Genomic DNA, 12173 nt, shown 5'->3' on the forward strand with positions numbered 1-12173 from the left:
TATGTCAAAAGCACTTAAAGAGTCAGTTATCGCTGTGATTTATGGTGGTCGTTCTGCAGAGCGTGAGGTGTCAATGCAAAGCGGGCCTTTGGTTGCCGAAGGATTGCGCTCAAAAGGTTTTCAGGTGGTTGAATTGGATCTTTACGGCCCTGATGCTGCATTTGATCCTATTGTGCAGTTGCAGTCTATTGAATTTGATCTTGCCTTCATTGCGCTGCATGGTGGAGAAGGGGAAGATGGTCGAGTTCAGGCTTTGCTAGAAATGTTTGGTAAGCCGTATACAGGTAGTTCGCCTTTGTCTTGTGGTTTGGCGATGGATAAAGTCTTAACCAAGTGTTTTTGGCATGGTATTGGAATTCCTACTCCCGCTTATTTGTCCTTTGTTGATCATGCGGATGCGGATGTGATTGAGGAGCAAATGTCTTATCCAATGATCGTTAAGCCTTCTAGGGAAGGTTCTACTATCGGGATTAACAAGGCTATGAATAGAGCAGAACTTGATGATGCTCTTCTGAAGGCGCTTGAATATGATTCGGATATTTTGGTTGAAGAATTTGTCGATGGTCCTGAATTTACCATTACGGTAATCGATGACGTAGCGTATCCGCCAATAGGCTTAAAGCCTGCTCCGGATCATAAATTGTATGATTATGAGGCGAAGTACATTGCGGATGACACAGAATATCTGTTGCCTTGTGGTTTAAGCGAGGATGATGAAAATGAGCTGCAAATGTTGGCGCTTGATGCTTATCGCTCGTTGGGTTGTTCAGGTTGGGGGCGTGTCGATGTAATGCGAGATCAGGCTGGTGTGTTTTGGGTGTTAGAAGTTAACACCGCGCCAGGTATGACGTCTCATAGTTTGGTGCCTATGGCGGCTAAATATGTCGGAATTGATTATGCTTCATTGGTAGAAAAAATTGCGCAAAATGCTTGGGATAAAGTAGGGCGTAATTAACTTATGAGGATAGCGGCACTGATTGGGGCGGTCTTGTTGATATTGTTGGCCACTTTTCAGGGGGATGATTCGCCTGAAACCTGGTTTGCTATTCAGAAGATCGAGATTAAAGGTGATCTAAAATATGCAACTGAAGAAGAGTTGCAATCGGATTACTCTTCTTTGCTTGGTGAAAGCCTCCTAAGTGTCTCTTTGTCTGATGCTTTAGCTACGGTTTTGTCATCAGAGTGGGTGGCAAGTGCAGAGATTCGTAAAGTTTGGCCAAATACCTTGCAGGTGGTTGTTCACGAGCATATGCCTCTTGCATACTGGGGGGATGGGCAATTGATATCCACCTCGGCGGTAGTTATTACGCCGCCTAAGGTGCCAGATTTGCCGCTTACTAGGTTGTATGGACCTGAGGACTCAAGTGATGTTGTGCTTGAGCAATTTGGCTTGATTAGTCAGGTGTTAGCCTCAACGTCTTTACGTGTCGCAACTCTTACTTTAGAGCCAAGAGGGGCGTGGAGTATCATTTTTACCAATGGGGTAGCGGTGAAGCTGGGTAGAGAAGAGATTTTAGAAAGATTGCAGCGCTTTATAGCGGTGTATAAAGGTGATTTATCGGGTAGAATAGACCAGATAACGTCAGTCGACGCTCGCTATCCTCATGGGGTGGCCGTTGGTTGGAAAAAAAATAAGTGATATTGGCCTGTTTGTTGCTTTTTTAAACAACAAAGGCGGTTTTTTCGAAACAACACGCAATGCCGGGAAGGTGAAATGATAGTCGGTTTGGATGTAGGCACATCGAAAGTTATCTGTTTGGTTGGCGAAGTTCTAGCTGATGGTAGTTTGGAAATTGTCGGTATTGGCTCTCATAGTTCAAAAGGCATGAAACGCGGTGTTGTAATCAACATTGAGTCAACAGTTCAATCTATTCAACGTGCAGTTGAAGAGGCTGAGTTGATGGCGGGATGTAACATACATTCTGTTTACGTCAGTGTTGCTGGTAGCCATATTCGTAGTTTGAATTCTCATGGCATTGTTGCCGTTAAAAACGGTGAAGTACAACAAGAAGATATAGATCGAGTTATTGATGCGGCACAAGCTGTGCCAATTTCCTCTGATCAGCGTGTGCTTCATATTTTGCCTCAGGAGTATCACATCGACTCTCAGGAGGGAATTAAAGATCCTCTTGGTATGTCTGGTGTTCGACTAGAGGCAAATGTGCATTTGATTTCTGGTGCTGTTAACGCAGTGATGAACGTTGAGAAGTGTATTAAGCGATGCGGCTTGGGTGTGGATGGTGTCATCTTATCTCAGCTTGCCTCTAGTGAATCTTCACTTAGTGAAGATGAAAAAGATTTAGGTGTTTGCTTGATTGATATCGGAGCAGGAACATCTGATATTGCTGTTTGGATTGATGGTGCTTTGCATCATACAGCGGTGGTTCCAGTGGCTGGTGATCAGGTTACAAATGATATTTCAATGGCTTTACGCACGCCAACTCAGCATGCGGAAGAAATTAAAGTGAAATATGCATGTGCCATGTCTTCTATGGCATCGGCAGATCAGGTTCTTCAAGTGCCAAGTGTTGGTGATCGTCAGCCAAGATCAATCACTCGTCATGCTTTGACAGAGGTTGTTGAGGCCAGATATGAAGAAATTTATAATTTAATTCTGGATGAATTAAGGCGTAGTGGTTATGCGGAGCGTATCCCTGCAGGTATTGTAATTACTGGTGGTACGTCGCTTATGGAAGGTGCGGCGGAGTTGGCTGAGAAGGTATTTCAGATGCCAGTTCGATTATCCTTACCAGATTGTACTAAAGGAATGTCTGACATTGTCGATAACCCTATATATTCAACAAGTGTTGGATTATTGGCTTATGGTAGTAAAGAGGCTGAAGTAACCGAGATCTCGAAGCGGATGATGTCCAAGACGCAAACTAAACGAGAAGCATCAGTTCTGGCTCCTAAAAAAGAAATCGGGCCATCCTTCAGTGCAGCGAAGGCATGGCAGAAATTAAAACACTGGTTTCAGAGTTATATTTAGTCAGAATTGATTGTGAATTTATTGAGGAGCGATAAGCCCATGAATGTCTTTGATTTAGCCGAAGATAATTTATCAGATAATGCTGTTATTAAAGTGATTGGTGTAGGCGGTGGTGGTGGCAATGCTGTGCGTCATATGCTTGAAAACCGATTGGAAGGTGTTGAGTTTATTTGTGCCAACACCGACTCTAAAGCGCTGATAGGTTTTGAGACCGGAGTGTCTTTGCAGTTAGGTTCAACCATTACTAAAGGGTTGGGTGCTGGAGCAAATCCAGAAGTGGGTAGGGATTCGGCCTTAGAAGATCAAGAAAAAATCACTCAGTTGTTAACGGGTGCAGACATGGTATTCATCACCGCTGGCATGGGCGGTGGAACGGGTACAGGTGCTGCGCCAGTTATTGCCAAGGTGGCGCGTGAACTGGGTATTTTAACGGTGGCGGTTGTTACTAAACCTTTTCCTTTTGAAGGTCGTCGTCGTGCAAGAGTTGCTGAAGAGGGCGTTAGAGAGTTGCGTGAAAATGTCGATTCTTTGATTACCGTTCCAAATGAGCGTCTTTTGCCAGTTTTAGGTAAGAATATCTCATTACTGAAGGCGTTTGGCGAAGCAAATAATGTTTTGTTTAATGCGGTTCAGGGTATTACAGATTTGATTATGAGACCTGGTTTAATCAACGTCGATTTTGCAGATGTAAGAACGGTTATGTCTGAAATGGGTATGGCGATGATGGGTACTGGGTCTGCATCTGGCGAGGATAGAGCTAGGGTGGCTGCTGAGGCTGCAATACACAATCCATTGCTTGAAGACATTAATCTTAGAGGTGCGCGCGGTGTACTTGTAAACATTACAGCAAACGAAGAAGTTGGTTTGTCTGAGTTTACCGAGGTTGGTGGAATTATTGAAGAATATGCATCGGAAGATGCTACTGTCGTGATTGGTTGTGCAATTGATCCTAGTGTAGGGGATGAAATGCGAGTCACGGTGGTTGCAACTGGTTTAGAGGGTCGCTCTGCAGTTGAAATGAAGTCTGCTGTTGGTGAATCTGTTGTCTCTCAACCGGTTATGGCAAAGGTAGAGCAAGTTGTTGAAAGTGATAACACTAAAATGACTGTTGCTCAATCTGCGCCTAAGCCTGCACATCATGTGAAGGCTGAAGTGGTAGAGAAAAGCTTGGATGAAAAAAAGGAGTCTGTCGACTCTGCTTCTATTTCAAGTGGCGATAAATTATCGTATTTGGACATTCCGGCATTTTTGCGTCGTCAAGCTGATTAGTTTTAGTAAAAACGATGTGATATCAAGATGTTGGATTGTATAAAAAATGTGTTATTGATACTATTTGTAAAGAATAGTATCCAGTCATAAAAATGTAGGAATATAATGGTACGCCAACACACACTTAAAAACATTATTCGAGCAACTGGAGTTGGATTACACTCTGGCGAGAAGGTGTATTTGACACTGAAACCTGCGCCAGTGAATACAGGTATTGTATTTGTTCGTACAGACTTGGATCCGGTTGTAGAGATTCATGGTGATGCGCGAGCAGTCGGATCAACAAATTTTGCTACGGCTTTATGTCAGGGTGATGTGAAGGTTAGTACTGTAGAGCATTTGTTGTCTGCAATGGCTGGTTTGGGTGTTGATAACGCTTATGTAGAAGTAAGTGCTAGTGAAATTCCTCTTATGGATGGAAGTGCTAGTCCTTTTGTTTTTCTTCTGCAGTCGGCTGGTTTGGAAGCTCAGAATGCACCGAAAAGATTTATTCGAGTTAAGAAACCTATTAGAGTGGATGAGGGTGATAAGTTTGCCTCTCTTGAGCCTCATTCAGGTTTTCGCTTGTCTTTCACGATTGACTTTCAACATCCTGCTATTGGCGAAGATGTTCAAAGTACATCATTTGATTTCTCAACGACCACTTTCGTAAAAGAAATTAGTCGTGCGAGAACATTTGGTTTCATGAAAGATCTTGAATACTTTAAAAACAACAACCTTGCTCGTGGTGCAAACATGGAAAATGCCATCGTGCTTGATGACTACCGTGTGCTAAACGATGAAGGCTTGCGCTATCGAGACGAATTGGTGCGCCATAAAGTATTGGATGCGATTGGTGATCTATATCTTCTTGGTCATAGCTTGATTGGTGAATATAAAGCTTACAAGTCTGGACATGCATTGAATAACAAGCTATTGCTTGCCTTGCTAGAACATCAAGATGCTTGGGAATATGTTGTTTTCGAAGACGAAGCACAAACGACGCCAATTTCTTATGTAGAGCCTGCTTTCGTCAGTGCTTAGTAAGTGATTAATTCTTGATCGAAATATAAAAAACCAGACTATATGTCTGGTTTTTTTGTATTTAGGTCCTTGATATTTCATGTTTTGTCACACATTACCATGATAGACTGTCTCAATTACTAATTGGCTACGATGAGTTCAAGATGTTAGGAACTGTAATTAAAAAAATTGTCGGCACAAAGAATGACCGAGAAGTTAAACGATATAGAAAAGTCGTTTCACAGATAAACCAACTTGAAGAATCTTTCCGCAAATTGTCAGATGATGACTTGTCTGGAAAAACTGGCGAGTTTCGTGATCGTCTTGCAAAAGGTGAGTCGCTAGACTCTATTTTACCTGAGGCTTTTGCTGTCGTGCGTGAAGGTAGTAGCCGTGTTATGGGGATGCGTCATTTTGATGTGCAGCTCATTGGTGGCATGGTTCTAAATGAAGGTAAAATTGCCGAAATGCGTACTGGTGAAGGTAAAACGCTCGTTGCGACGCTCGCTGTTTACTTAAATGCTTTGTCCTCTAAAGGTATTCATGTTGTTACGGTGAACGATTATCTGGCTAAGCGTGACGCTAACTGGATGAGACCTCTTTATGAGTTTTTGGACATGAGTGTCGGTGTAGTTTTTTCTGGTCAAGATAGGGATGAGAAAAAAGCGGCATACTTGTGTGATATTACTTATGGTACTAATAACGAATTTGGTTTTGATTATCTTCGCGACAATATGGTGTTCCGTCTGGAAGATCGTGTTCAGCGAGATTTGAATTTCTCTGTAGTGGATGAAGTAGATTCCATTTTGATAGATGAGGCTCGAACGCCTCTAATTATCTCCGGCGCGGTTGAAGATAGCTCTGAGCAATATCGAAAAATTAATCAACTTGCTCCATTGTTGGTTAAGCAAGAGGATGTTGAGGATGAAGAGCCAACTGGTCATTACATTTTCGATGAATCGCAGCGTAGTATTGAACTAACGGAAGAAGGTCATTCTTTCGTTGAAAGTTGGTTAGTAGAGCAGGAGTTGTTAGGTGAGGGTGAAAGCCTGTATGCTGCTGGCAACCTTTCTTTACTACACCATGTTCATGCTTGTTTGAAAGCCCATGTCATTTTTAAGAAGAACGTTGATTACGTTATTCAGGGTGATCAAATTGTTATTGTCGATGAGCATACTGGTCGAACTATGGCTGGCCGTCGCTGGTCTGAGGGTATTCATCAGGCTGTAGAAGCTAAAGAGGGTGTGACTATTCAAGCTGAAAGTCAGACTTTAGCATCAACCACTTTCCAAAATTATTTCCGTTTGTACGAAAAATTGTCAGGTATGACAGGTACTGCTGATACTGAAGCCTTTGAGTTTCAGCAGATTTACGGCTTATCCGTGATTGTTATCCCTACAAACCGTCAGGTTCAGCGTAAAGACTTCAATGATTTGATTTATATGTCTACTGAAGACAAATTCGAAGCCATTGTGTTGGATATTGAAGAGATTGTTAAGCAGGGTCGTCCTGTGTTGGTTGGTACGGCGTCTATTGAATATTCTGAGCTGTTATCAAATTATCTGCTTAAGAAAGATGTTAAGCACAATGTTCTTAATGCTAAGCAGCATGAGCGTGAAGCTGAAATTGTTGCTGATGCTGGTCGACCAGGTGCGGTAACAATTGCTACCAACATGGCGGGTCGTGGTACAGACATTGTGTTGGGTGGCAACTTACAAGTTGAGCTGGCTCAACTTGGTGAAAATGCTAGCCAAGAGAGTATTGATGCGCTTAAGGCTGATTGGAAGTCTCGTAATGAGTCAGTTTTGGCCGCAGGTGGTTTGCATATTATCGGTACTGAACGTCATGAGTCTCGTCGTATTGATAACCAGTTGCGTGGTCGTGCTGGTCGTCAAGGTGATGTTGGTTCCTCGCGCTTTTATTTGTCATTAGAAGATAATTTAATGCGTATCTTCATGTCTGACCGCATTAAGAAAATGATGTTGGCGCTTGGCATGGAGAAAGGTGAGGCTATTGAACATAAGATGGTCTCAAATGCGATTGAAAAGGCCCAGCGTAAAGTTGAAGGTCGTAACTTTGATATTCGTAAGCAATTGCTTGAATACGATGACGTGGCTAATGATCAGCGCCAGGTAATCTATCGTCAGCGTTTCGATATGATGGTGTCTGAAGATCTTTCTGAAGCTATTTCTGCGATGCGAGAAGAAGTTGTTACCGGTTTGATCGATGAATTTATTCCACCTCAAAGTATCTTCGATATGTGGGATCTTGAAGGGTTGGAAGAGAAGGCTCGTAATGAGTTTGGTCTAGAGCTTCCTGTTGCCAAATGGGTAGAAGAAGATAAAAAACTATACGAAGAGCCTTTGCGTCAGAAAATATTGGATGCTTTTGTTAATGACTACCAGGCTAAAGAGCAAATTGCTGGTGAACAGCCTTTTAGGTCTTTTGAGAAACAAGTGCTGCTACAAGTGCTTGATACTTTGTGGAAAGAGCATCTCCAGACTATGGATATGCTTAGACAGGGTATTCATTTGCGTGGTTATGCGCAAAAGAATCCTAAGCAGGAATATAAGCGAGAGTCGTTTGAGTTATTTCAGGGTTTGTTAGAGCAAATCAAATATGAAGTGATTCAAATTATTACTCGTGTGAAAGTTCAGTCTGCCGAAGAGGCCGAGAAAATAGAAGAGGCCCGTAGAAAGCAAGAAGAGAAAACAACCGTTAACATGATTCATGACTCACTGAACTCGTTGGCTGGAGAGTCTTCTGATTCTGCTGATGCTCAAGAGTACCCTAAAGTAGGTCGGAATGAGCCTTGTCCGTGTGGCTCAGGTAAAAAATACAAACAGTGTCACGGTAGTCTTATTTAACTGGAGAAAGTTTCAATGGCTGTAGGGTTACATGATTTTCCTCTTATTCCAGAAATAAAAGGAATTAGAATTGGTGTTGCGGAAGCTGGAATTAAAAAGCCCAACAAAAAAGATGTTGTGATTTTTGAATTATGTGAAGGCGCATCTGTTGCTGGTGTTTTTACTCAAAATGCTTTTTGTGCAGCGCCTGTGCGTATTTGTCAAAAGCATTTAGGCTTGGCCGGTAGTCGTTATCTGTTAATCAATACGGGTAACGCTAATGCTGGTACGGGAAAATCTGGCCTTGATACTGCTCTAAAGACTTGTGAGGCTTTGGCTGATGAGACGGGTGTGAGTGTCGAATCTATTTTGCCTTTCTCTACAGGTGTTATTGGTGAGCCGTTGCCGGTGGCGAAAATTGTTGCCGCTATTCCTAAAGCGCTTGAAAACTTATCAGGTGATAACTGGAAGTCAGCTGGTGTTGGTATTATGACTACCGATACTTTGCCAAAAGGCTCTATTCGCACTTTTGAGTTTGATGGGCAGACGTATTCGATTGCTGGTATTTCCAAAGGTGCAGGTATGATTCGCCCAAACATGGCTACTATGTTGGGTTATGTTTGCAGTGATATAGCAATGGATGTGGATGTTCTTCAGTCTATATTGAAAGATGTCGTTAATAAGAGTTTTAACCGCATTACTATCGATAGTGATACATCGACAAACGATTCTTGTATTGCTGTGGCAACTGGTATGGCTGGCAATGCTAAGGTGACTTCTATCGATGAGCCTCTAGCTCAAGCTTTTATTGTTGCTTTTACTGAAGTTATGCAAGAGCTTGCTCATGCCATTGTTCGTGATGGTGAAGGTGCGACTAAGTTTGTTACCGTAGAAGTAGTTGGTGCCGCTATTGAATCTGATGCGACGAAAGTGGCTTTCGAGATTGCTCACTCTCCTTTGGTTAAAACGGCGTTATTTGCTTCTGACCCTAATTGGGGGCGAATTTTAGCGGTTGTTGGTCGTGCAGGTGTTGAGGGTTTAGATGTGGACCGTGTGCAACTTCATATTAATGGTTTTGAAGTTGCTCGTGATGGTGGTCGTTCTCCTGATTATCTTGAAGAGCACGGAAAGCAGGCTATGGCGCCACAAGAGATTCATATTGTGCTTGATTTAGGAATGGGTGCTGAGTCTGATATTGTTTGGACAACAGATTTCTCTCATGAATACGTCACTATTAATGCTGAGTATCGTACCTAATGTTGGTTAGAGTGGCTGTTGGTATTGTTCTTTGTGACGATGCTGTCTTCATTGCTTTGCGTAACTCAAGCCAACATCAGGGTGGCTTGTGGGAGTTTCCAGGTGGGAAATGTGAGTCTTCTGAATCGGCCCAAGCAGCCTTGGCAAGAGAACTTAAAGAAGAGATTGGAATTACTGTGATAGAGAGCTCTTTTTTTAAAAAAATTACCCATGATTATGGTGATAAGCAGGTTGAGCTCCATTTCTATAAGGTGACAGCCTTTGATGGTGAGCCAGAAGGGAGTGAGGGGCAGAAAGTGAGTTGGGTGGCTATTAATGAATTATCCGCTTATCAATTTCCGGAAGCCAATCAGCAAATCGTATCTGAACTGATGTCGGCAGCCTGATTTGAGATCGTCAATGCTTAGTTAAAAAAAAGAGCTTCAATTGAAGCTCTTTTTTTGTTTGAAAATCATGCGATCTATTAAAGGTTCGGGGTTAATTTAGTATTTTTGCCAGTAGTTTTTTTACCACACTTGGCTCAAAAGGCTTGCCGCAAATTGCATCGACACCTTCTTGTGCGATGTTTGATAGCTGGCTGTCTTCTGAATTCGAACTTACCATCAATATTGGGATATGAGCTAGTGATGGGTCTCTTCTAACGGCATCAGTTAACACTTTTCCGTCCATTTCAGGCATATTGTAATCGGTAACAATAAGATCAAATTCCATTTCATTAAGAAGGGTGATTGCCTCTTTGCCGTTTTCTGCAAATTGTATGTCTTCAATTCCCATTGTGTTTAGTGTTTTGCTGACGTGTTTTCTGGCCATTCGGCTGTCATCTGTAACTAATACTCGTAGTGTTCTTGGATCAAATAGTTCGAGGTCTATTTCTTCTTCAACAATTAGGTCTAGTGTGGCGTGAATGGCGCGAGTTAGGTCTTTTTGGTTAAATGGTTTTGGAAGGATAGCGAGTACGCCTGATTGTCTTAAATGTTCTAGATGGTCTCTGTTTCTTTCGCTGGAGATTAGCATGAAGCATTGGCTTTCTGTGTCCTTATTGGTTCTGATTTTATCAATAAGATCGTTTGCGGAACCGTCTGGAAGGTACATTGAAGATATAACAAGATCGGGTGGAAAAGCGGACAGTGATTTTATGGTTTCTTCGATGTCATTGGCATATTCTATTTGTTTAATGCCGGCATCTTGTAAGGCTTTAGTGATGATCTTTTTTTGCATATCTGATGGTTCGACTAGTAGAAAAGAAAGATCGCTTATTGCTGCATAAGTACTCATATTGTAAAGCCGCCTATATTTTAATGTTTATGCTACTTTTTACCGAGAATATTTTAAGGTTAATGATTGCATGTAGTTAATTCCATTATGCTAAATAGGTTAACATGTTTTATCTAGTTTATTTGAATGGTTGGAGTGTGAATGTCAACGGCGAGTGCGTGTCATATTTTAGTTAAGACTAAAGCTGAGGCAGAGTCTTTAAGGTTGAAGCTTGATAAAGGTGCTGACTTTCACAAATTGGCCAAGCAATTTTCTACTTGCCCTTCTGGGAAAAAAGGTGGAGATCTTGGTGAGTTTCGTAAGGGAGATATGGTTTCTGCTTTTGATAAGGCTGTTTTTAGTGGTCCTTTATATAAGATACAGGGGCCGATTAAAACGCAATTTGGATTCCATCTTATAAAAGTGTTGTACCGTTCTTAAATTTATTTAAGGGGAATATTTATGGGTAATATTATTCAGCTTGATGATTCTTATTTTGTCGCGCCTCAATTAGTTGAGGTGGATTTGGTATCGCTCAAGTCCCAAGGTTTTGAGCGAATTATTAATAATCGCCCAGAAGCTGAATCTGACGATCAACCTTCTGGCGATAGTATTCGTATTGCTGCTGAAGCACTGGGTATGGAATATATGAGCAACCCGATAGATTTGTCTAAATTATCTCAAGAGCAAGTTGATTTTCAAAGAGATATCTTGCTTGAAGATAAGAAGACGTTGGCTTTTTGTAGAACAGGAACTCGATCTTCTGTGTTGTGGGTTTTGTTAGAGAATGGCAAGGGTGGAGACTCTGGGCGTTTGATGTCTTATGTTTCTGGTAAAGGATTTGATCTCTCTCGTTGTTCTGAAGCAATGGCACCTTTATTAAAAGTATAGGAGCTGCTGGTTTCTTACATAAAAGTAGTATTGGTAAATTATGGTTAGTCGTCCTTCGTTAGAAACAGCTACAGCATCAGATCCTGATCGATTTGTTGAGCCACTTGAGCTTGGTAAGCGCGTGAAGGAAATTCGTTTGGCAAAAGGCTGGACGCTTGAAGAGGTGGGGAAAAGGACTGGAATTGCTCGCTCTACGTTATCAAAAATTGAGAATGATCAGGTTTCACCAAGCTTCACTATTGTGCAAAAGTTAATTAAAGGTTTGGAGATGGACTTGCCGCAGCTTTTTGTTGAGGCGAGTGAGCATTCTATTGCTGGGCGTCGAGATATTACCCGTAAAGGAAAAGGGGAGCCCCACCCAACAGCAACTTATGAACATGAGTTGTTAAATTATTCTATTAGTCGCAAGAAAATGGTGCCTTTTAAAACAACGGTAAGGGCTCGGTCATTTGCAGACTTTAAAGAGTGGGTTCGTCATGACGGCGAAGAGTTTTTGTTGGTTTTGCAAGGTAAAATTAATTTTTTCTCTGAGCTCTATGAACCAATTGAATTAAAAGAAGGTGATAGTGTGTATTATGATGCCACTATGGGGCACGCGGTGGTTTCTTTATCCGTAAAAGATGCAGAAATACTTTGGGTTGTTGCTCGTTAATGTATGTTAAAAA

The 12173-nt window shown here is 41.9% G+C and carries 12 protein-coding genes; 11 read left to right on the forward strand and 1 reads right to left on the reverse strand.

Features of this window, described 5'->3' with window-relative positions:
- The first annotated feature begins 1 nt into the window (after position 1).
- The 8 genes from ACO05V_RS11900 (at position 2) to mutT (ending at position 9749) form a co-directional block, all read left to right on the forward strand.
- The gene (locus ACO05V_RS11900) at positions 2 to 955 is read left to right on the forward strand and encodes a D-alanine--D-alanine ligase (RefSeq protein WP_421851477.1); all 954 of its coding nucleotides are present in this window, start codon (positions 2 to 4) and stop codon (positions 953 to 955) included.
- A gap of 3 nt (positions 956 to 958) precedes the next feature.
- Positions 959 to 1639 (forward strand): cell division protein FtsQ/DivIB, encoded by a 681-nt coding sequence (locus tag ACO05V_RS11905; RefSeq protein WP_421851480.1) that lies wholly within the window; start codon positions 959 to 961, stop codon positions 1637 to 1639.
- A gap of 75 nt (positions 1640 to 1714) precedes the next feature.
- The gene (gene ftsA, locus ACO05V_RS11910) at positions 1715 to 2989 is read left to right on the forward strand and encodes a cell division protein FtsA (protein WP_421851483.1); all 1275 of its coding nucleotides are present in this window, start codon (positions 1715 to 1717) and stop codon (positions 2987 to 2989) included.
- Positions 2990 to 3028: 39 nt separating this feature from the next.
- On the forward strand, positions 3029 to 4258 hold the full coding sequence (ftsZ, locus tag ACO05V_RS11915; RefSeq protein ID WP_421851486.1) for a cell division protein FtsZ: 1230 nt from the start codon (positions 3029 to 3031) through the stop codon (positions 4256 to 4258).
- Positions 4259 to 4363: 105 nt separating this feature from the next.
- Complete coding sequence (gene lpxC / locus ACO05V_RS11920) at positions 4364 to 5281, forward strand: UDP-3-O-acyl-N-acetylglucosamine deacetylase (RefSeq protein WP_421851489.1); 918 nt, start codon at positions 4364 to 4366, stop codon at positions 5279 to 5281.
- A gap of 143 nt (positions 5282 to 5424) precedes the next feature.
- Complete coding sequence (secA, locus tag ACO05V_RS11925) at positions 5425 to 8127, forward strand: preprotein translocase subunit SecA (RefSeq protein ID WP_421851493.1); 2703 nt, start codon at positions 5425 to 5427, stop codon at positions 8125 to 8127.
- A 15-nt stretch (positions 8128 to 8142) separates the two neighbouring features.
- Complete coding sequence (gene argJ, locus ACO05V_RS11930; protein ID WP_421851496.1) at positions 8143 to 9363, forward strand: bifunctional glutamate N-acetyltransferase/amino-acid acetyltransferase ArgJ; 1221 nt, start codon at positions 8143 to 8145, stop codon at positions 9361 to 9363.
- Positions 9363 to 9749, forward strand: coding sequence for an 8-oxo-dGTP diphosphatase MutT (gene mutT / locus ACO05V_RS11935; RefSeq protein WP_421851498.1), 387 nt, complete (start codon positions 9363 to 9365; stop codon positions 9747 to 9749). The genes argJ and mutT overlap by 1 nt, the downstream gene beginning before the upstream one ends.
- Positions 9750 to 9840: 91 nt before the next feature.
- Here the strand turns inward: mutT and ACO05V_RS11940 are convergent, their stop codons facing one another.
- Complete coding sequence (locus tag ACO05V_RS11940; RefSeq protein WP_421851501.1) at positions 9841 to 10638, reverse strand: response regulator; 798 nt, start codon at positions 10636 to 10638, stop codon at positions 9841 to 9843.
- 141 nt (positions 10639 to 10779) lie between these two features.
- Between ACO05V_RS11940 and ACO05V_RS11945 the strand changes: the two genes are divergently transcribed.
- Genes ACO05V_RS11945 through ACO05V_RS11955 form a run of 3 tightly spaced genes read left to right on the forward strand, consistent with a single transcriptional unit; the run spans position 10780 to position 12160 of the window.
- Positions 10780 to 11058 carry a peptidylprolyl isomerase gene (locus ACO05V_RS11945; protein ID WP_421851504.1) on the forward strand — a complete coding sequence of 93 codons (279 nt, stop codon included), beginning with the start codon at positions 10780 to 10782 and terminating at the stop codon, positions 11056 to 11058.
- A 21-nt stretch (positions 11059 to 11079) separates the two neighbouring features.
- Complete coding sequence (locus ACO05V_RS11950) at positions 11080 to 11508, forward strand: TIGR01244 family sulfur transferase (protein ID WP_421851507.1); 429 nt, start codon at positions 11080 to 11082, stop codon at positions 11506 to 11508.
- A 40-nt stretch (positions 11509 to 11548) separates the two neighbouring features.
- Complete coding sequence (locus ACO05V_RS11955) at positions 11549 to 12160, forward strand: helix-turn-helix domain-containing protein (protein ID WP_421851509.1); 612 nt, start codon at positions 11549 to 11551, stop codon at positions 12158 to 12160.
- Positions 12161 to 12173 lie beyond the last annotated feature (13 nt).

Source organism: Marinomonas sp., from assembly GCF_965225885.1.
Classification (GTDB): Bacteria; Pseudomonadota; Gammaproteobacteria; order Pseudomonadales; family Marinomonadaceae; genus Marinomonas.